This is a genomic window from Candidatus Poriferisodalis sp. (assembly GCF_965208485.1).
Lineage (GTDB): Bacteria > Actinomycetota > Acidimicrobiia > Acidimicrobiales > Poriferisodalaceae > Poriferisodalis.
Genome location: NZ_OZ242344.1, coordinates 2,114,136 through 2,133,737, shown reverse-complemented (window position 1 = coordinate 2,133,737; position 19,602 = coordinate 2,114,136). Strand labels below are relative to the sequence as shown.

General features: G+C 66.4%; 16 protein-coding genes and 2 pseudogenes. 7 read left to right on the top strand and 11 right to left on the bottom strand.

Going from position 1 to position 19,602, the window contains the following annotated elements:
* The first annotated feature begins 106 nt into the window (after positions 1–106).
* From ACOGXQ_RS09930 to ACOGXQ_RS09920, 3 genes are all read left to right on the top strand, one after another.
* Complete coding sequence (locus ACOGXQ_RS09930) at positions 107–1,237, top strand: Ldh family oxidoreductase (protein WP_419947230.1); 1,131 nt, start codon at positions 107–109, stop codon at positions 1,235–1,237.
* Positions 1,234–2,388, top strand: a complete 1,155-nt coding sequence (locus ACOGXQ_RS09925; RefSeq protein ID WP_419947229.1) for an acyl-CoA dehydrogenase family protein — start codon at positions 1,234–1,236, stop codon at positions 2,386–2,388. Before ACOGXQ_RS09930 ends, ACOGXQ_RS09925 begins: the two co-directional genes overlap by 4 nt.
* A gap of 246 nt (positions 2,389–2,634) precedes the next feature.
* A complete protein-coding gene (locus ACOGXQ_RS09920; protein WP_419943792.1) occupies positions 2,635–3,828 on the top strand; it encodes an ISL3 family transposase in 1,194 nt (397 codons plus the stop codon).
* A 158-nt stretch (positions 3,829–3,986) separates the two neighbouring features.
* Here ACOGXQ_RS09920 and ACOGXQ_RS09915 read toward each other — a convergent pair whose 3' ends face one another.
* From ACOGXQ_RS09915 to ACOGXQ_RS09885, 7 genes and pseudogenes are all read right to left on the bottom strand, one after another.
* On the bottom strand, positions 3,987–5,042 hold the full coding sequence (locus tag ACOGXQ_RS09915) for a nucleotidyl transferase AbiEii/AbiGii toxin family protein (protein WP_419947228.1): 1,056 nt from the start codon (positions 5,040–5,042) through the stop codon (positions 3,987–3,989).
* Between the two features lie 143 nt (positions 5,043–5,185).
* The gene (locus ACOGXQ_RS09910; protein ID WP_419947227.1) at positions 5,186–5,905 is read right to left on the bottom strand and encodes a hypothetical protein; all 720 of its coding nucleotides are present in this window, start codon (positions 5,903–5,905) and stop codon (positions 5,186–5,188) included.
* 43 nt (positions 5,906–5,948) lie between these two features.
* Entirely contained in the window at positions 5,949–6,239 is a 291-nt protein-coding gene (locus ACOGXQ_RS09905) for a hypothetical protein (RefSeq protein WP_419947226.1), read from the bottom strand.
* A 379-nt stretch (positions 6,240–6,618) separates the two neighbouring features.
* Positions 6,619–8,292 carry a thiamine pyrophosphate-binding protein gene (locus tag ACOGXQ_RS09900; protein WP_419947225.1) on the bottom strand — a complete coding sequence of 558 codons (1,674 nt, stop codon included), beginning with the start codon at positions 8,290–8,292 and terminating at the stop codon, positions 6,619–6,621.
* Between the two features lie 146 nt (positions 8,293–8,438).
* A complete protein-coding gene (locus ACOGXQ_RS09895; RefSeq protein ID WP_419947224.1) occupies positions 8,439–8,771 on the bottom strand; it encodes a DUF4389 domain-containing protein in 333 nt (110 codons plus the stop codon).
* Positions 8,772–8,783: 12 nt separating this feature from the next.
* Complete coding sequence (locus ACOGXQ_RS09890) at positions 8,784–9,635, bottom strand: phytanoyl-CoA dioxygenase family protein (RefSeq protein ID WP_419947223.1); 852 nt, start codon at positions 9,633–9,635, stop codon at positions 8,784–8,786.
* 23 nt (positions 9,636–9,658) lie between these two features.
* A pseudogene (locus ACOGXQ_RS09885) lies at positions 9,659–11,241 on the bottom strand (FMN-binding glutamate synthase family protein).
* 151 nt (positions 11,242–11,392) lie between these two features.
* On the opposite strand from ACOGXQ_RS09885, the gene ACOGXQ_RS09880 reads away from it, so the two are divergent.
* A complete protein-coding gene (locus ACOGXQ_RS09880) occupies positions 11,393–12,520 on the top strand; it encodes a sucrase ferredoxin (RefSeq protein WP_419947222.1) in 1,128 nt (375 codons plus the stop codon).
* Positions 12,517–13,740, top strand: a complete 1,224-nt coding sequence (locus ACOGXQ_RS09875) for a CaiB/BaiF CoA transferase family protein (RefSeq protein ID WP_419947221.1) — start codon at positions 12,517–12,519, stop codon at positions 13,738–13,740. Before ACOGXQ_RS09880 ends, ACOGXQ_RS09875 begins: the two co-directional genes overlap by 4 nt.
* 27 nt (positions 13,741–13,767) lie before the next feature.
* Here the strand turns inward: ACOGXQ_RS09875 and ACOGXQ_RS09870 are convergent, their stop codons facing one another.
* Entirely contained in the window at positions 13,768–14,289 is a 522-nt protein-coding gene (locus ACOGXQ_RS09870; protein ID WP_419947220.1) for a shikimate kinase, read from the bottom strand.
* A complete protein-coding gene (locus ACOGXQ_RS09865) occupies positions 14,286–15,347 on the bottom strand; it encodes a hypothetical protein (protein ID WP_419947219.1) in 1,062 nt (353 codons plus the stop codon). The genes ACOGXQ_RS09870 and ACOGXQ_RS09865 overlap by 4 nt, the downstream gene beginning before the upstream one ends.
* Before the next feature lie 441 nt (positions 15,348–15,788).
* On the opposite strand from ACOGXQ_RS09865, the gene ACOGXQ_RS09860 reads away from it, so the two are divergent.
* Positions 15,789–16,880, top strand: coding sequence for a DNA cytosine methyltransferase (locus tag ACOGXQ_RS09860; protein ID WP_419947218.1), 1,092 nt, complete (start codon positions 15,789–15,791; stop codon positions 16,878–16,880).
* Between the two features lie 83 nt (positions 16,881–16,963).
* Here the strand turns inward: ACOGXQ_RS09860 and ACOGXQ_RS09855 are convergent.
* Positions 16,964–18,179 (bottom strand): annotated as a pseudogene (locus tag ACOGXQ_RS09855) (IS256 family transposase); the annotation flags it as partial.
* A gap of 202 nt (positions 18,180–18,381) precedes the next feature.
* Here ACOGXQ_RS09855 and ACOGXQ_RS09850 point away from each other — a divergent pair.
* Complete coding sequence (locus ACOGXQ_RS09850) at positions 18,382–18,675, top strand: hypothetical protein (protein WP_419947217.1); 294 nt, start codon at positions 18,382–18,384, stop codon at positions 18,673–18,675.
* A gap of 16 nt (positions 18,676–18,691) precedes the next feature.
* Here the strand turns inward: ACOGXQ_RS09850 and ACOGXQ_RS09845 are convergent, their stop codons facing one another.
* Positions 18,692–19,519 (bottom strand): potassium channel family protein, encoded by an 828-nt coding sequence (locus tag ACOGXQ_RS09845; RefSeq protein WP_419947216.1) that lies wholly within the window; start codon positions 19,517–19,519, stop codon positions 18,692–18,694.
* Positions 19,520–19,602: the final 83 nt, after the last annotated feature.

Below are 19,602 nucleotides of genomic sequence, written 5' to 3'. Positions count from 1 at the left end.
CCGCCCGCGCGCTCAGCGCAGCTCGCAAGTGACCTCAAGGTCGGCGCGAAGTCAAGCCCGCGGGTAGAAACACGCATCGAACCGAGCAGAGGGTGAGTGGCGGGACATGAGCGAGCAAGGCACACCCGACGAGAACCTGCCCCGGGGGATTCCCGAGGATCGGCCTGCCGAGGGCGATGACAACGCACCGTTGTCGTTCCGGTTGGACGATCTGCGCCCGTGGGGCACCGATGCGTACGTCGCTGCCGGCATGGCTGCCGGCGACGCCGCAACAGTGGTGGACAACCAGCTGTGGTCAGACCTGCGCGGCGTCGACACGCATGGCTTCCAGCGAGTCAGCTGGTACGTGAGATGGTTCCGCGACGGCACCACCGACCCGGCGGCGCAGTGCGAGATTGTGACCCGCACGCCGTCGGTGCTGGTGGCCGACGGGCACCACGGTCTGGGCCAGCTGGTGATCACCCGCTTCATGGAGCAGCTCATCGAGGCGGCTCGCGACAGCGGGCTGGTGGTCGGCGTGATCCGCAACTCCAACGACTGGGGCTGCGGGGCGAACTACCCCTATCACGCCGCTGAGGCCGGCTTCGTCTGCTATGGCACGACGACGTCGGTGCCGAATCTGGCGCCGTTCGGCAGCCGCCGCAAGCTGTTCGGCAACAATCCGATCGTGTGGACGTTCCCCCGCCGCGACCGTCCGCCGATCGTGCTGGACATGGCGATCACGCCGGTGGCGCTGGGCAAGGTGCTGCGGGCCCGCTCGGAAGGCTCAGAGATTCCGCAGGAGTGGGGCTTCCTGGACCGCGACGGCAACCCCACCGTCGATCCCGATGTGGCGATGCGGGGCATCGTGCCCGCGATCGGCGGATACAAGGGCATCGGCATGATCACGGCGTCGAACATTGCTGCCGGAATCCTGGCCGGTTCTGCCCACACCGGCGACGTCGCCGTGGGACGGCGGGGACAGTTCTTCCTGCTGATGGATCCGGGCGTGTTCCGTGACCGCGACGATTACTTCGACGACATAGAGGACATGGTCGCCCAGATCCGGGCCGCCGGAGAAGAGGACGCGCTGCCGGGCCAGACCGTGTACCTGCCGGGAGAGCTCGAACAGCTTGAGATGGATCGGCGGGCTGCTGCCGGCACGGTCAGCTACCCGGCCTCGGTGGTGCGATCACTGCGCCGTGTGGGTGATGAGCTGAGCGTGCCGTTCGAGTGCGAGCCGGAGGCGGGGTCATGAGCGACAAGATGCTGACACTGGCTGCCGAGTGGGCCCCGACGCTGCGGGACCGCAGCGCTGAGATCGACTCGCTGCGGCAGCTACCGCAGGACCTGGCCGATGCGCTGGCCGCTGATGGCTTCTACCGCACGCTGGTGCCTCCGGCGCTCGGCGGGATGGGCCTGTCGCCGTCAGCCGTCGCGAACATCAGCGAGGTGCTGGCCATGGGCAACGCCTCCGCAGCGTGGTGCACGTTCATCGGCTCGACTTCGCAGATCATGTTCGCTGCGCTCGAACCGACCCAGCTCGCCGAGGTGCTCGAGAACCCCGATGTCATCACCGCTGGGGTGTTCGCTCATTCCGGAACGGCGACCGCGGCACCGGGACCCGATGGCACCGACGGGTACATCGTGAACGGGCGCTGGGCGTGGGCATCGGGCTCCCACAACGCGGAGTGGATCTCGGGGGGCGTGCAGATCGACAGCGGCGACGGCCCGCAGCCGGCGCTGGGCAGGGCGTTCTTCCGGCCCGGCGACATCGAGCTGCACGACGACTGGTTCACCAGCGGGCTGCGCGGTTCGGGATCGAGCACATTCGAAGCCCGCGACGTCTGGCTTCCCGCCTCCCGCATCGCCGACGAGCGCACCATCCTGAAGTCCCCATATGCCGCTGAGCCGCTGTACCGCATGCCGTTGTTCGGCCTGCTGGCGCTGCCGATCGGCGCGATCGCGCTCGGTATGGCCCGGGCGTGCGTCGACGAGGTCATCGAAATCGCCAAGTCGAAGGTGCCGCAGGGCTCGCGGCGCACGCTGGGCCAACGGCCGGCGCTGCATTCGGCAGTGGCAGTGGCAGACACCGAAGTGCGCGCCGCGCGGAATCTGCTGTATGCCTCGATCGACGCTGCGTGGGAGCGGACCCAGCACGGTCTGTCGGATCTGGAACTGCGGCGTGACCTGCGCACCGCGACGACCCATGCGATGCTAACGGGCCTGCGCGTCACCCAGTCCATGAATTCTGCCGTCGGGGGCACCGCGATCTTCGAAGCATCCCCGCTGCAACGCCACCTGCGCGACGCTCAGACTGCTTCGGCTCACTTCATGGTGGCCATGCCGGTCATGGAACTGGCGGGCCGCACCTACTTCGACCCCGAAGCCGACACGTCGGGCCTGTAACCGAGTTGACCGGTCCGAGCGCGACCGGAACTAAATCGTCGTTTCTCCCAGTGCAGCTGATGATCAGAGGCTGTATGCATACGAAGGCGAACTCGTCGCGATTCCCTTCGTTTCTGGTCTAGCAGGCTGCTGAAATATGGGTCCTTCGCCTTTTTGTGGGATGAGGGGCGGTTGAGGGTCCGCTTGTAGGGGTCGAGGCCCTGCTGGGATCGGTGTTTGAGAGACGCCGAACCCCAGGGGGCCTCGATGAAGCGTGATGTTATGTCGGTGCGGCTGTGGCTGCCGCGTATTGAGGTGCTGGAGGTCGCGGTCGACGCGCCTTTGGAGCTGGTGGTGCGGGTGCGCTCGGCGGTGCGTCGCCCCGAGTGCCCGGGTTGTGGGACGCCGAGCGGGAGGGTCCATGACCGCCGGGACCGCGAGATCCGCGACTTGGAGGTGTCGGGCCGGCCGACCACGTTGGTGTGGGATCGGCGGCGGATGGTGTGCGAGCCGTGCGGGCGGCGGTTCATGGAGGACCATCCGGCGTTCGAGGGCAGCGTCACGGCGCGTCTGGCGCGGCGGGTGGTCCAGGACGCACGCGCGATGACGGTCAACGCGGCAGCCAAGCGCCATCAGGTGGGCTGGAAGCTGGTCAATGCTTTGGTGGTCGCCTATGCGGGGCTGGTCGCCGGTCATCGACGCCGCCGACGGTGCCGTGTTCTGTTGGTGGACGAGACCTCGATCCGCAAGCGGCACCGCTATGTGACGGTGCTCGTGAACGGCGACACCGGCGAGGTGCTCGCCATGGTGCCGCATCGCAACAGCCAAGCCCTGTCGGGGTTTCTGGCTGCTCAGGGCCACAAATGGTGCAAAGGCGTCAAAGTCGTGGTGTCCGACGGTTCCAAGGCATACAAGGCCGCCATCGAGGCGCGGCTCGGCCACGCCCGCCACGTGCTGGACCGGTTCCATGTGATCCGATGGTTCGCCGCCGGGCTGACCGCGGTGCGCCGAGACGTGCAGCGCCGCCCCGAAGGCTCCAAGCCTGTGTTCGACCGCGACGTGTTCCGGGCCAGGTTCTTGCTCATGAGACGGCCCGACAAGCTCGACGCCGCCGAACGCCAACGGCTCGAGGAGCTGTTCGCCGCCCACCCGCGGCTCAAAGCCGCGTGGGACGCGCTCGGCGAGCTGCACGGCCTCTATCTCGCCAAGGACCGAAAGGGCGCCCTCGAAGCGCTCGACCGGTTCGCGGACATCTACGGCACCGGGCTGATCCCCGAGTTCAGCGACACAGTCGACACCTTCTTGGCGTGGCACCCCCAGATCCTCGACTGGCACCAAGCCGGCCGGCCCAGCAACGGACCCATCGAAGGAACCAACAACCTGCTGCAGATCCTGCGCCGCAAAGCCCACGGCTTCACCAACTACACGAACTTCGAAGCCCGCGGCCTGCTACTAACCTGACCCCGCCGAACCCAGCAGCCCGAATCCCACAAAAGGACGAAGGCTCGAAATATGCAGGTCTGGCCGGAAGCGCAAGCCCCTGACCTGCGGGTTTGCAACTGGGCGCCGCCCGAAAACCGACTTTTTCAGCATCCTGCTAGAGAAGGCTCTTGCTGAGATCAGTTCCTCGGGTAAGCGACGAGACGGTTAGGTTCCGGCGGCGAGTACTTCTCAGGAGGCCCAGGGTCAAGGCTGACTGCGAGATGGATCGCTTCGCTCAGCGGGATCTTCTCGCCCCACACCATGTTGTCGAGTACATCCTCGTAGCCCTGAGCAAGAGCATCATGCTCCGCAGTTGACGTGTCGAATGTGCGCAACGAACCGAAGCCTTCCGCGGGGCGCTTGCGTGCGTCACGTGGATCCCATGTTTCGGCGATGTGCAGAAGTGCTCTGCTGTCCCGTCCGATGTGCCCTTCGAACCTTTGCCTGTCGCGGGCGATGCAAGCGAGGTCGTACATGTCCCGAGCCCGTTCTCTGATGAATCTCAGGTCGCCTGAGTTGCTCGTCTCAGCCTGTGCCAGCAGCTTGTTCATCGCTGTAGTGCCTGGGCCCAAGGTCATGACGTCGAAGCCTCCGAGCTCGGGATGTGCCTCGTGCATCTCGTCGTCGCACAACCGACCGATCATCGACATGACCTGTTCGCGCTGCATCCATATCGGGGCAACACCGAGTGGCTTGAACGACACGTCAATCCGCGAGACCCCGGCCCGACGCGGATGGACGAACGTCGCGAATCGATGCTCGGATCCCTTGCTGACGACCTTGTAGGTGCCAGAGATTCTCGCCGCGACTCGATTGAACGCGTCCATGCACGCATGCCGCATCTCTCTGGCCTTCGTGTGATCTTCAGGGCTGAGCACGAGATCAATGTCCTCTGACCACCGCTGCGTTATTCCCCACGCCGCGGACAGCGAAATGCCGCCGCCGAAGACGAAGCGTCCGACACGGTTCTCGATGTCGGACCGCTCAGGGTTCGGATATCTGCGCTGCACATAGCCGTCTCCGACAGCGTTCTGCCACGCGTGAAGAGTCCTGACGAGCCAGTAGTCGCGGACGATCAGATCGCGGGCCAGCCCGTAGTGGTCTGCCGCAGCAGCAGCTATCTCTCGGAATCGATCCTCGTCATCAGCAAGAGGAACCCTTGGGGCGCCGGATGCTGCCCTGTCATCCATCATGTCTCGCGCCATAGCCCGCGCCGAGTCTGGGGCTGCTCGCGTGTCCAGCGAACGGGATCGATGAGCGCTGACAGGGCAGGTGTCGAAGTAGTTCTGGCACAGTCCGCCACGCTGCGTCGGGGCGAGGCATCGCCTCGCACTCTTCACGAGATCTCCAACAGTTCCGGCAGCTCATCTGCCAGCCGCCCGATGACCACCCCAAACGCACGATCACCATCGCCGTCGAACGGCCAACGGCGCCCCGGCGGCTCCGTCTCCGAGGCCCACAGCAGTCTTTCCTTGCGGACCGGCTCGCCCGGCTTCATCCAACCGTTCGCCTCGCCAAGCAGCCACATGGCGTATTCCCAGTCTTGGTAGTCAGCCGCAGCCGCGGCCTTCGCTGCCTCGAGCAGGTTGGCTTCGTTCCAATTCAGATCTCGGCGTCGCTCGTTTGATCGTTCCACGAAGCGCACTGGCGGACCCGTAGGCAAGGTCGGAGGAGTGAGGTTCCGGTAAGGGATCGCGATTGTCGTGCGATACGGGACCTGAGTGGACCACCCGAGGCGACTGAGCGCACAGAAACCCGCATAGCTCGAGCCAGGAGGGGCAAGCACCGAATCGGCGGCATCCGTGAAGACGGGTGCCTTGCCGTACTGGTGCGCCGATGGCGGCGGCTGCCGCCAGTAGATACCGCGTGCTGCCCTCCCGATGATCGGGAAATCAGCGGCCAAGAGGCGGCTGAGCACGTTGTGCACGATGTGCTTCGGACCCGGCACTGCAGCGGCGCGAAACCATGCGCTGGCAGGCAGTTGCTCGATCCACTCACGAGCCGTACCGGACAAGCTCAGGTGGCTCAGATCTGGCGAGAGTGCCGCCGTTGTCATGTAGGAAACCTACCACAACATGACTTGACTTCTTGGGCAAGCTCTATTGGTGGTTGCGACTGAGTTGAGCGTAGATGTCGGCAGCTGATTGCCAGTCGTGGAGGCGGCGGGGCATCCAGTTGAGGTTGTCCTCGATGATGGAGAGCTTGAGGGGGTTCAAGTCGAGGGGGGTGCCTTTGGGCAGCCGGCGCCGCAGCAGTGCGTTGGTTTGCTCGTTGGTCGGGCGCTGCCAAAAGCTGCGGGACTCGCAGAGGAACACCTCGATGTCGAGCGCGGTCTCGGTGCCGGCCCAGCGGGCCGTCTCGCGGCCTTGGTCCCAGGTGAGGGCGCGCACCAGGTGAGCGCCTCAACACGAGCACGCTCAGCCAACGACAACCTCCCTGCCACAATGGACACCTCCACTGGTGATTGCGGCTTCCACAACCCGGTCATCATGACCGGACCGCCGCGTCCAACAACACCCGACCCAGATCCGCCGCCCCCTGCACCCCGCCAGCGTCCCGCGCGCCCACCCCCCGCACGCAGAAACCACCACCAACAAATCAGCAGGCTCCTAGGAGGGTGGTCGGAAATGGGGATCTTGCCGACACAGCAAGTCCCTGACCTGTGGGTTTGCATCTGACAAACGCCGAAACAGCGGCTTTCCGACCAGCCTCCTAGGGAACTTTGCCGGAACGATGGTCGCAAGTGGTTGGAGGGCCAACAGGCCCCGCTTAGTTCTCGCGGCGGCGCTGGTGGGCCGGGAGCGGGAACGTGATCGGGATCAGCGCGCTGAGATCGATGTCGATCAGCGACGGCCCGACCGGGCCGGATTCACCGCTGGCACGGGCCACCGCCTCGCCGAAGGCGGCTTCGAATTCGGCAACGCTGCGCACCCTCTTGCCCGGCACGCTCATGGCCTCGGCCACGCCGACGAAGTCGATGCCGCCGATCTCGGTGCCGTGGTGTTCATCCCACAGCGCGTCCTGGATGATGCGCAGCACGCCGTAGCCGCCGTCGTTGAAGACGCACACGATGACCGGCAAGCCGTGCTCGGCGAGTGTGGAGATCTCGCCGATCGACAGCATGAGGCCGCCGTCCCCCTGGATCACGACCGTCGGCTGGCCGGTGGCCAGCGATGCGCCGACGGCCATCGGCACGCCAGGACCGATGGCAGCACTCGCGGCCCGCAACGACGTGCGCGGCGCCACGATCGGCAGCAGCCGATTGCCCCACATGTAGCCGGGCACCGTGGTGTCGCGCACGATGCGAGCCTCGTCACCCAGCATGCGGCGGATCGCGTCGCAGATCGCAGCGTGGTCGGACCCGATCTCTTCACGCATGGCCTCGATGTCCGCGGAGCGGTGCTTGCGGGCCCGTTCCACGTAGCCGTCGTCGACCGTGGGTGTGCCGTCGCCCAGCCGCTCTGCCAACCCCGCCAGGCTCAGCTTGGCATCGCCCACGACGGCCAGCGACGCCGGATAGTTGAGACCGATCACACCCGGGTCGGCATCGAGATGAATCAGCTCGTCGGGCAGCCGCAGCGCCCACACCCGGGTGGCGTAGTTCTGAAAGCGGGTGCCCACCGCCAGCAACAGGTCGGCTTCGGCGAAGACGTCAGCCATCTGAGGACGATCAGAGCGGAAACCCAGCGACAGCGGATGCAGCTCGCTCAGGGCACTGCGGCCCTCGATCGTGGTCACGACAGGCGCCCCGAGCCGCTCGGCCACTGCAGTGAGCTCAGCCGAGGCGTCGGCGGCAACCACCCCGCCACCGGCCCAGATCAGCGGCCGGTGAGCGCTCGCCAGACGCTCGGCTGCGTCGTCCAGCAGCCCGGCGTCAGGCCGCAGCCGGGGCACCTCGGGCGACCCGACCAGCGGCGCATCGCCGACACGTGCGTACTGGAAGTCGATCGGGATCTCGACGGCGCCGGGCTGCGGCCGGCCGGTTCGAATGTCGTCGGCAACACGGGCGATCTCGGCCGAGATCTCGCTGGGGTGGCGCACCGACGCCACACTGCGGCACACTGACCGCAGCATGTCCACCTGCCCCTCGTTCTCGTGCAGGAACCCCTTCCCCTTGCCGTAGAAGCGGGACTCGGTCTGGCCGGTCACCATCAGCACGGCCGAACTGGTGAACGAGGCTTCATAGAGGCCGGCCACCGCGTTGGCGGCTCCCGGGCCGGTGGAGGTGAGCAGTACACCCATCTCGCCCGTCGCGCGGTAGTAGGCGTCGGCCGCGTGCGCCGCGTTCTGCTCGTGGCGGACCTTCACCACCTCGATGCCGTCGTGGGAGGACAGCGCCTCGTAGATCGGCAGGTTGTGAACGCTGACGATCCCGAACACGTGCCTTACGCCCAAGCGTGCCAGTGTCGCCGCGACGGCCTCGCCGCCAGTCATCTCACTCATCGCAGTCACTCACCTCGGGCTTCGATCACCGACCGCACGGTAGCCCCAAGGCCGCGCCGATCGCCGGGCGGCGCGTTGATGGCGCGTACAGGCAGCGATGCTGCCGGCGCGCGCTGGAATGGAGGCGGAAGGGGTCGGTAGAAGGCCTATTCCGCCACGCTGAACGGCGGGTACTGGTGGTGGATGACATGCACGAACGACAGCACACGCGGGTAGTAGCGGATGTACATCGTCTGGAAATTCGCGATGCCCGCCGGAAGCTTGCCGGTAATGAGAATTGCGAGCATGGTCAAGATCGCGAGCAGCCACGCTACGAGGTGGAATACGGCCAGGATCATGAAGTGCGGGATCAGCAAGATCCAGCGAATGAGCGATCGCCAGTTCGCTACGCGGTCCGGGCGTCGACGGAAACGGAAACTGGGTAGTCCATACGGCAAACCTACTCCTGCCCCAATGGGGGGCAGTGACTCATTCGACACCCGTGCGAGGCGCTATGGCGCGACGAGCGGGAATCTGTCGTCGTCGGCGGGGTACTCGCCGGCGTCAGCAACTGTGTCGTCGTCGGTGATGATCGGATCGCACCCGGGATGGGGGTACCAGACGGCGTCATCGCCCAGCCATCGGGTCGACAGCGCCACGCGCCGATGGTCGCCGGCGTTGCCGGGTGAGCCGTGGATGATCCACGACGAAAAGAACAGTGCATCGCCGGGCTCTACATCGAAGCCCACGATGTCGTAGTCGGCCCGGTTGGCCTCCACGTCGGGCATCTTCTCGCCTTCGAAGTCGGCCATGAATCCCTTCTTGCCGTCGAAGGACTCCGGCGCGTAGTAGGCGTCCCAGCTGTGCGAGCCACGCACGAACTCCAGCGAGCTCTCCTCCACCGTCACCGGTGTCATCGCCACCCATGCCGAACAGATCTGCTTGCCCATGAACGGCCAGTAGGGAATGTCCTGGTGCCACGGCGTCGGATTGGTGGTTCGCGGTTCCTTGATCAGCAGGTGATCGAAGTAGAACCGGGCCGTGCGGGACTCCATCAGCGCCGCCGCCATCTGGGCCATGCCCGAATGGAAGACGAAATCGCCGATCACCGGATCTTCTGACCAGCGGTAGCGGCTCGTAAAAAGCCGGTTCTCGGTGGCACCCGGATTCGTGTCCGACACCCACTTGCCGGGATCGCGCAACTGCTGGTCGGCGACGCCGAGCACACGTTCGATCCAGTCGTCGGTGACCGCATGGGTCACCTTCACCACGCCATCAGCCGCGAATGCCGCCTTGTGCTCGCCGGTGATGCGCTCGCCGGCCCCGGCGCTGGCCTGAATCGGGTGGCCAGGCGGGCGGCTCATCACATCCTCCTCGACTCGAACCACTAGGTGCGGATCGGGTGCTCGTCCGTTTCCGAAGATGAGTTCGGTGCGAGAGAGTCTGCCAGCGCGTCGGCGTCGAGTTGCGCGTGCTGCTCGGAGCGAGCGCTCACCGCCTCCAGCAGGCCGGCGATGCGGGCTGGGCTGTGCGTGCGCTCGCCCATCACGCCGAATGCGTGATGAGCCGGGATGAGATCGCCGAAGGGACTCACGACGTTGACGTTGTCGCCTCCGATGAGTCCCGGATGGGACACCCCGCACGCGTCGGCCAGCCGGAACAGCTCCTTGCGCAGGCCGATGACGTAGTTGGCGAGGCGCACGCTCTTGAGCGCCGGGTCGAGGCCGCGAGAGAGCCACTTGTTCTGGTTGCCACGCCAGTGGGGCAGTGATCGGTATGGCAGCGCTGGGCCTGGATGCAGCCGATTGCCATCATCGGCTCGCGGGCCACGCCGATCATGTCGACGCCGATATTGAACGCGAGCGCCGACGGAGCGGGAAAGCCGAGCTTGGCCGAGCCGATCATCACGATCTCGTCGGTCAGCCCGGCTTCGCCGAACGCCCGGTGCACGACGCCGAACGCCCGCCAGAACGGCAGTGCCACATGATCGGTGAACACCAGAGGTCCGGCGCCGGTGCCCCCCTCGGCGCCGTCCACTGTCACGAAGTCCGGACCCCGGCGGGTCTCGGCCATGTGCTGCGCCAACTCGGTCCAGAACGCCTCCTGGCCGACTGCCGACTTGATGCCGACGGGCAGTCCGGTCGCCCCGGCCACTTCCTCCACGAAGCTCACCAACTCCGGCACACTGCCGAACGCCGAGTGGCGGCTGGGGCTCACCACGTCCTTGCCGACAGGGACGCCGCGTGCCTCCGCGATCTCGGGGCTCACTTTTGCCCCGGGCAGCAATCCGCCGACGCCGGGCTTGGCGCCCTGTGACAGCTTCACTTCGATGGATCGGACCGGCGCCCCCTCCACCGTCTCCAGCAGGCGATCCATCGAGAACGTGCCGTCGGGGTTCCTGCACCCGAAATAGCCGGTCCCCACCTGGAAGACCAGATCGCCGCCGCTGCGGTGGTACTTCGAGATGCCGCCCTCGCCGGTGTTGTGCATGCACCCGGCCAGCTTCGCCCCACGGTTGAGCGCCTCGATCGCCGAGCCCGAGAGCGAGCCGAAGCTCATGGCCGACACATTCACGATCGAAGCGGGGCGGAACGCCTTGGCCCGATCGCTCCAAGCGCCCATGACCTTGCCGCACGGGATCGGCGCATCGGGCGGCACCGTCCGGCCCAGCGGGAAGGGACTGTGCCGGAAGGTGATGTGGCCGGGCTTGTCAATCTCGTCATCGGTGCCGAAGCCGAAGTACGTGTTCTGCTCTTTGGCGGTCGAGTACACCCAGCGCCGCTCATCCCGGTTGAACGGACGCTCCTCCTCGTTGTGAGCGACGATGTACTGCCGCAGCTCCGGGCCGATCTTCTCGAGCAGGAAGCGGAGATGGCCGATGACCGGGTACGTGCGAAGGATGGAGTGACGCTTCTGGACGCTGTCGTGGATGAACACCAACATCCCAGAGGCCCCGATAGTGATCAGCATCCACAGCCACCACGGCATGTACCCGAACCTACCGCGAACCCGAGCAACGCCATAGCCGCTCGACGGTGAAGCGCTGGCGGCTGTTTGGAGCAGGGCCGCTCGGGGCAGTGTTCATCCGGCCCAACCGAGGATGGCTTCCTATGCTGGCCCGATGGCAGCGGCACCGGACGGCACAGCGCCCCAACTGGCGCCGCCGGCCTTTGCGGCGCCGCCTCCGCTCGAGCCTGATGTGCTGGCGCTCCTGCCGGCCGACGACGAGGCGCCACGCTGCTCGGCGCACGCCGTCAGCATCGGCACCGATCCCGGCGGGACTGCCATCAGTGCGGAGGCCATCGCACTGATCGAGACACCGCTGCCTTGGCCGAAGCCGGTTTTTGCCTCCGGCCTGCTCGAGGACTTCCGACCGATGATCAATCTGGCAGCGGGCCCGACGCGGGTGCTGGCCGTCGTGCCGCCGGTCACGGCGGACGGGTACGGCACAGTACCGCCGGATGAGCGCGGTCAGTCCGGCAGGATTCCCGTCACGATTCATTGGCGCATCGGCGTCGGGATGCAGTCCGCATGCTTCGAGGCCGTCGGCGCTGCCGGGCTGCGACGGCTTTTCGCACACTTGGAACAGCGCCTGCCCTCGGACCCGGTCGGAGACCGGGAGGGTTTCGTCTCGTTCGGCTGCACCGAAGACGAACGGGCGGTGCTGATCTGCACCCAAGGCAGCCACGATGTGTGCTGCGGCAGCGAGGGCACCCGCTTGGCCGCCGACTTCGAAGGCGTGCTGCGCGCATATCGCGCCGCCGATGTCCACGAGTCCTATCCCGGTGCGCCGACCGCCAGCGGTCGGATCTCGGTGTACCGGGTCAGCCACACCGGGGGCCATCGTTTTGCTCCTACCGCGATGACGCTGCCGGACGGCCGCATGTGGGCTGGCATCGAAGCCGGAGAGCTGGCCTCGATCCTGGACCGGACCGCGGATACTTCCAAGCTGGCGCCGCGCTGCCGCGGCTGGTGGGGGGCTGCCACCGGGCCGGCTCAGGTGGGCGAGCGGGCGGTGTTCGCCGAAGTCGGATGGCCGCTCGAATCGATGGCGCGCGAGGTGCGCTTCCGGCGCACCCCGGACGCCTGGGAGGTCGACGTGATCGCGGCGTCCGCAGGGCGCTCGTGGACAGTGACCGTGCACGAAGGGCGGACGGTTCCCACGATTGCGTGCCGTGCGATGGGCGGTCTGCCCGCCAAGCCGGCGACCGAGTTCATCGTTACCGATATACAGGAGCAACGGACATGACATCACCGCTCGAGGGCATTCGGGTCACCGAGTTCGCGAACTTCGCGGCCGCGCCGTCGGCGGTGGCGATCATGGCCGACCTCGGCGCCGAAGTGATCAAGGTGGAAGCGATCGGCGGCGACCCGATCCGCGGGCTGATGAAGCAGGCCAAGCTGCCTGAGGGCGCCCACAACCCTGACGTGGCGTTCCAGTTCATCAATCGGGGCAAGCAATCGATCCAGCTCAACCTGGAAGACCCAGACGGCTCAGCGATCGCTCGTCGCCTCGTCGCGGCGTCCGATGTCGTGGTGATGAACCTGCTGCCCGAGCGCCGTGACCGGTTCGGTCTGGGCACCGACGATCTGCTGGCGATGAAGCCCGACTTGGTGATCGGCTTGCTCTCGGGCTATGGCGAGGTGGGCGACGAGATCGACCGGCCCGGCTACGACGTGACGGCGTTCTTCTCCCGGTCGGGCTTGTTCGGCGCCTCGACGCCTCCCGGCGGCGTCCCGCCGCACGCGCGACCGGGCCAAGGAGACCACACCACGAGCCTGGCGTTCTTCGGCGCGATCATGGCCGGGCTGCGCGCCCGTGATGTCACCGGCGAGGGGCAGATCGTGGAATCCTCGCTGCTGCGCACAGCGACCTGGACCATCGCCATCGACATGGCCACGTCGCTCGTGGACGGCCGCCCCAACGCCGAACGACCTCGTGAGAGCGGCCTGTCGCCGATGCTCGAAGCCTTCGAATGCGCCGACGGGCGGTGGCTGCACTTCACGATGCCCGACACCGGCGATGCGTGGGAGCGCTTCTGCAAGGCCATCGAGCGGGAGGACCTGCTGGACAACCCCGACTACGAGACCGGCCGGCAGCGCTTTCGAGCCATGCGTGCACTGCTCGCCGACATCGACGACACGTTCAAGTCGCAGCCATCCGACTACTGGATGCCCCGGCTCGACGAATACCGCTGCATCTGGGCGCCGATCAACGACACCGCGCAGGCTGCACAGGATCCGCAGGTGCGCGCCACCGGGGCGTTCGAGACCATCCACCACCCCGAAGCCGGTGAATTCGAGACGATCGCTGCGCCGTTCCGGATGCACAACGCGCCTGAGGTGGGCGTGCGCGGCCCCGCGCCACGAGCCGGTGAGCACACTGTCGCCGTGTTGGGAGACTTGCTCGGCCTCGACGAGAGCGAGATCGCCGACCTGAGCGAACGCGGCATCGTCGCCTCCGACTAACGGCCGGCGGCGGCGCGGCGCTACCGATCAGGCTTCGAGACGCTCGATGATGTCCGCCGCAATGTCCTGCGGTGAGCGGCCCGCTGTGCGGACCTGCTCGAACTGTCCGTAGCCAGCCGAGCGCTCGTCCAAGAGGCGGGCAACAGCGGCGGCCGGGTCCTTGCCTGAAAGCAGCGGCCGCACAGGGCCGTCGATGTCGGCTCTCAGTCGGCGGATGATCTCGTCAGCGTCTGCAGCGAGACAGAAGACGCGGCCAGTAACGGTCAGCGCATCAGCATTTGCGTGGTCGAGCAGCATCCGGCCGCCGGTGGCGATGACGTGATGCTGGCTCCGGGCGACTTCAGCAGCCACCTCCCTCTCGAACGCTCGGAAAGCAACCTCGCCGTGCTCGGCGAAGATGGCGTCGATCGGTCCGTGCCGAGCCACGATCACGTCATCGGTGTCCACGAATGCCCAGTCCAGCTCGCGCGCAACGAGCCGGCCGACGGTGGTCTTGCCCGAGCCCATGAAGCCCGTCAGCACCACATTCCGTTCGGGGACTCGCGTCACCCCTTCACGCTAGAGACGGACGGCACGGACAGGCGCTCGCGCACCCGGTCACGGATGGCCTCGGGCACCCAAGACTCATTCAACGGGCCGACGAGATGGCTGTTCACGGCGATTGCGAACTCAGAGCGACCGTCGGGTCGAGATGCGATCTGCAGCTGCAGCCGTTCCATCAGTTCTTCGTAGTCGATCATCTCGAAATCGGCGGTGAAGTCACCGACCTGAACTTGGCGAAGAGGCTCCATTCCGGCCACTTGGTGGGCCACGAAGATCACCCGAATGCTCCAATCGGCCGGTTCCGCTCGCATTTCGAGGTCTTCTCGCCGACCCTCAAGCACGCGACGGAAAGACGCCTCATGCCCACGGACATACGCGTCCGTCAGCGCGCCTGCGTGCGCCTCGTAGGCACAGATGGCCGCGTGCTGGCGGTTGACGAATTCGCAGTCACCCAGCTTCTTGCGGGAGACGTTCGAGGCGAACACCGAATCGCGAAGACCGCGACCGGCCCACTCCGGAGTTCGGTGCAGGAACGCACCAGCGGCATCGACCATCCGCTGTTCAACGCTCCCGTAGGTTCCCGTTGGCAATTCGGCCAACCGCGAAATGAGCGCATACGCATCGTCCTGGGCCCCGACCCACTCGAGCAACTGCGGCACCTGCTGGTGTTGTAGGTGTCGACGTACGATCCACTGGCGGAGCCAAGACGCCAATTCGCGTCTCGCCGGGTAGTGCATCTCCTCCATCCGAGCAAGCAGCCCCGCGAGAACTAGGGCAGCGCCTCGAACTTTGCGCTTCCGTCCCCATGCCCATCCCGCGTCGAGTGCCACGGCGCCCTTCGCGATGTTGAGGGCTGCGTTGCCTTCCACCCCGTAGAGGGGGTTCGCCTCTTGAAGTGACGCGAAGGCCACACCGCGTGGGCTGAATTCGTACATAACAGAAAGCGGATGGTCGTAGAACTCGCAAACCGTGAGCATGAAGTGCAGCAGGATCATGACCGCCGGCTCGAACTCAGGTTCGGCGAGCTGTGCGATCAGCGCGATGTCGTCATCGGAGAGGCCCAAAGGTAGCCATTTGCGAGGGCCTCGCCTGAGGAACCGGCGCACCTGCGCAAGATCGCGCTGACGAGCCGCTGCAAGCGCCTTGGAGGACGAGCCGCACGCGCCCACTCCTGAACGTCCGCTGCGATGGCGGCTGCACGTTCCGCAGCGGGTACCCCTGAGTCGTCGAGCCGGTCCTCTGCAACGGCGACGCTGGTCAGTTCGAGACTTGGATCAAGCGGGAGGTGCAATGACCGCAGCGCGCGTTCGATGTCACGCTGTTCTGGGCTGAGCGTGGTCATGCTGTCACAAGGTTACGGTTGCCTCGGCGACGAAGTGTCGTGCGGATGCGGCCAGCGCCCCCGTTCGGAACTCTGTGACATGTACGTCGATCCGCGTCCCGCGCGCCCGTTCGGCCTACCGTGAGACATGCTGAGTTGCCGCTACGGAGCTGGGAGGGCGAACGTGGAATCAACCCCGCCCACCTTCGTGTCTCTCTACAGCGGTGCCGGCGGTCTCGACCTCGGGTTCTGCGAGGCCGGGTATCGCCCAGTGTCCGCGAACGACATCGATGCGGCTGCTGCGGAGACCTATAGCGCCTCGTACAAGCGAATCGTTGATCGCCTCCCGCACTTGAGAAACCATGACCACGGTTGCGTCGTCGCAGATGTCAACGATCACCTCATGGGACTCTCGGCAGGGATTGCCGATCTGGTCATCGGTGGACCGCCCTGCCAGGGATTCTCAGTCGCCGGGAAGATGGATCCTTCCGACCCGAGGTCGCGGCATGTGTGGCGATTCTTCGATGCAGTAGAACGCGTCGGACCCCGCGCATTCGTCATGGAGAACGTAAAGGCGCTCGCGGTGAACCGACGATGGTCGGTGCTGCTGACGTGCCTGCGCCGGCGTGCGAAGGAGTTGGGCTTCGAGACTCACGTGCTGCTGCTCAACGCTGCCGACTACGGGGTTCCGCAAGCGCGAGAGCGCATGTTCCTCGTCGGCGTACCACTGGGCACGGCATTCGCGACTCCACCTCCAACTACGGCTGAAAGGCAGCCAACGCTCCGGAAGGCGCTTTCTGCCCTACCGCCATGGGGATCACCCGGCAACGACGTGCTTTGCACAGCCAAGGTCACGCCAGCCAGACAACCGGTCATGCGGCGCTCGCCATTCGCAGGGATGCTCTTCAATGGCGCTGGCAGGCCGATGCGACTCGACGCGCCGGCACCCACGCTGCCGGCCTCGATGGGGGGCAACAGAACCCCAATCGTTGATCAGCACCACCTCGACGGCATCGATGGCTGCTGGGTATCTCGCTATCACGCCCATCTCGCAGCCGGTGGAGCGCCGTACACGTCGTTACCAGACAGGTTGCGTCGACTTACCGTCCAAGAGGCCGCCGCCATCCAAGGGTTCCCCCAAGACATGGAGTGGCGGGGCACCCAGAGCGCCATCTACCGCCAGATCGGCAACGCCGTCCCGCCCAAACTCGCCCACGTCATCGCCGCGGCGCTGCGAGATGCGGGCGCGCTCGCGCACGGGTCACCCTGCCAATAGGTCCGCTGTCTCCCCGCGGCGGACGGCTTTGTCCCGCGGAGTGGTGGGTTTTGGGGTTGAGCCTCGGTGTTGGTTGCCGGTTTGATTGCGGCTGGTGTGACGGTAGCGGGTTCGCGGTGGAGTTGGCTCATGGAGTCTTGTGAGAGGCAGCGCCGCTGGGTGGCCTGCCATTCGTCGTGGAGGTCGGCCAGAATGGCGCCGACGAGGCGGATGGCGGACGCTTTGTTGGGGAAGATCCCCACGACTTGTGATCGTCGTTTGGTCTCTTTGTTGACGCGTTCGAGGGGGTTGGCGGGTCCGGATCTTCTGCCAGTGCGCTTTGGGGAAGGCTGCGAGGGCGAGCACGTCGCTCTTGGCGTCGGCCGTGAGGGGGCCGGCTTTGGGGAAGGCGTCGGCGAGCTGGGCGGCGACGCGGTCCCAGGCGTCCGCGGCGGCGTGGGCGTCGGGCTGGGCGAAGATGGTCCCGAGCAGTGCTGCGGCCATCTGTTGGTGGGTGCGGGGCACCACGGCGAGCAGGTTGCGGACGAAGTGCACCCGGCAGCGCTGGCGGGCTGCGCCACAGAACCAGCGGTCAGCGGCGGCTCGCAGGCCGCGGTGGGCGTCGGCGATGACCAGCCGGACGCCGGTGAGGCCGCGGTCGCGCAGCGAACCCAGGAACTGGTCCCAAAAGGCTTCGCTCTCGCTGTCGCCGAGGTCGCAGCCGAGCACTTCGCGGTTGCCGTCGGCGGCGATCCCCGTGGCGACCACCGTCGCCGTCGAGGTCGGCTGGCCGACGCTGTTGCGCACTTTGAGATACGTGGCGTCGAGACAGACGCAGGGGAACTCGATGTGATCGAGGCGGCGGCCCCTGAAGGCCTCCACGGTCTCGTCGAGCCCGGCGCAGATCCGCGACACCTCCGATTTGGAGATGCCCGACTCGGCGCCCAAAGCGGCGACCAGGTCGTCCACCGAGCGGGCCGACACGCCCGCCACACAGGCCTCCATGACCACTGCGTGCAGCGCCCGGTCGATGCGCCGGCGGGGCTCGATCACCGACGGCATGAAACTGCCCCTGCGCAGCTTGAGGATCCTCAGCTCCACATCGCCGGCCTGGGCCGCCAACAGACGCGCACGGCGCCCGCTGCGCTCGTTGGTGCGGGTCTGGGTGCGCTCATAGCGGCCAGCGCCGACCGCCTCGGCCGCCTCGGCCTCGATCAGCTCCTGGAGCACCAGACGCACCGCGTCACGTACCAACTCCGCGCCGCCCCCGGCGCGGAAAGTCTCCCACAGCTGCGCTGTGGCAACATCAGACAGGGCCATCGGACATGTCCTCCTCGATGAGTGAGTGATTGCTCTCACCGAGGACCGTGCCGATGGCCCACCCAACGGTGGACCCCGTCAGCTACCCAAAAGCCCACCACTCACCAGGACGCTGCCGCCCGTCACACCCCGAGTCAGACCCAGGCCCGAACTGCTGGCCCAAAGATCATGACTGTCACACCCCGTCGGTAGCCATGAACGCATGACGACACGCACGCCCGCTCAGCCACCGCTGACACTGTTCGATGCCTCGCAGTTCGATTTCGAGGCAAACGCTGACGCGAAGACACCGGCTCGACTGCCGCCGGGAGGCGCGCACTTCAGCCAGCTCACAGCAGCCGTTGCCACCAAGAGAATCGCCTTGGATGCAGAGTTGGCGAGGGTCCGGCGGCGGCGCGCCAAAGCCCGGCTCGCCAAGCGGCGCTACCTCGCCGACAACGAGGGCTACGAGCGTCTGGAGCAGACGCGTCGGGCGCTGCATCTCGTAGCTGATTGAGTCTCGCCGTTCGCACTCACGGCATCGAAGTGGACTCGCTGCCTTCGGCCGCGTGCTGACGCAGGGCAGCCGCGGCCATATGCGCTCCACCGATCTGGTGCGGATTGATGACGCGATCAGCACCTGCCTGGTGCAGCTTCGGCAACGCGTCCGGCGAATTCGCTCTTGCCACAATGAACAGCTCCGGACACAGCGCTCGGGCGCTCAAAGCGACATAGAGATTGGCGGCGTCGGAGTCCAAGGCCACCACCAGCGAACTGGCGCTCTCGACGCCGGCGTATCGCAGGGTGCTGTCGTGGGTGGCGTCACCGGACACCAAGTGCAGGTCACCGGGGTCGACGTCGGAGTCGCGGTCGATGAGGACGACATCGGTGCCCGCGTCGATCATGGCCTCGGCGATGGCCCGGCCGACTTGGCCGTAGCCGCAGATGACCGCGTGACCGGAAAGGCTGTCGATGGAGCGCTGCATGCGCCGCCTCCTGATGTGGTCGTCGAGCCGGCCCTCGAACAGCATCTCAATGACAACGCCGATCGTGTAGAGCGACGTGCCGGTGCCGAGCAGGATGAGAGCGATCGTGAAGACTTGGTAGCGCGCTCCTGTGCCTGCTGGATCGCTGTAGCCAACGGTCGAGACGGTGATGACCGTCTGATACAACGCGTCGAGCGCTCCAAGCCCGAGCAGCACATACCCGGTGGTGCCGACTGCCAAGACGACCGTGAGAACAGCGACGCCGACGACGAGACGATCGACAGGTTCGAGTCCTCCGGAAAAGAGACGCCGCCGCGATTCGCTGTGTGATCGCGGACCTCGGCGCGACTGTCGTCGTCGCAGCACGCCCTTCATCGATTGCACGCTATTGCGGCCAGCCTCCCGGGTCGTGCCTGCCACAATGCGCTGCAGTGCGAGCCTCCCGTTGCCGCACCTCT

Coding starts and splice junctions, on each gene's coding strand:
- ACOGXQ_RS09890 (WP_419947223.1), bottom strand. CDS start 9,635: ATGAGCCGCCCGCCTGGCCACCCGATTCAGGCCAGCGCCGGGGCCGGC.
- ACOGXQ_RS09880 (WP_419947222.1), top strand. CDS start 11,393: ATGGCAGCGGCACCGGACGGCACAGCGCCCCAACTGGCGCCGCCGGCC.
- ACOGXQ_RS09920 (WP_419943792.1), top strand. CDS start 2,635: ATGAAGCGTGATGTTATGTCGGTGCGGCTGTGGCTGCCGCGTATTGAG.
- ACOGXQ_RS09845 (WP_419947216.1), bottom strand. CDS start 19,519: ATGAAGGGCGTGCTGCGACGACGACAGTCGCGCCGAGGTCCGCGATCA.
- ACOGXQ_RS09850 (WP_419947217.1), top strand. CDS start 18,382: ATGACGACACGCACGCCCGCTCAGCCACCGCTGACACTGTTCGATGCC.
- ACOGXQ_RS09900 (WP_419947225.1), bottom strand. CDS start 8,292: ATGAGTGAGATGACTGGCGGCGAGGCCGTCGCGGCGACACTGGCACGC.
- ACOGXQ_RS09915 (WP_419947228.1), bottom strand. CDS start 5,042: ATGATGGATGACAGGGCAGCATCCGGCGCCCCAAGGGTTCCTCTTGCT.
- ACOGXQ_RS09910 (WP_419947227.1), bottom strand. CDS start 5,905: ATGACAACGGCGGCACTCTCGCCAGATCTGAGCCACCTGAGCTTGTCC.
- ACOGXQ_RS09925 (WP_419947229.1), top strand. CDS start 1,234: ATGAGCGACAAGATGCTGACACTGGCTGCCGAGTGGGCCCCGACGCTG.
- ACOGXQ_RS09875 (WP_419947221.1), top strand. CDS start 12,517: ATGACATCACCGCTCGAGGGCATTCGGGTCACCGAGTTCGCGAACTTC.
- ACOGXQ_RS09930 (WP_419947230.1), top strand. CDS start 107: ATGAGCGAGCAAGGCACACCCGACGAGAACCTGCCCCGGGGGATTCCC.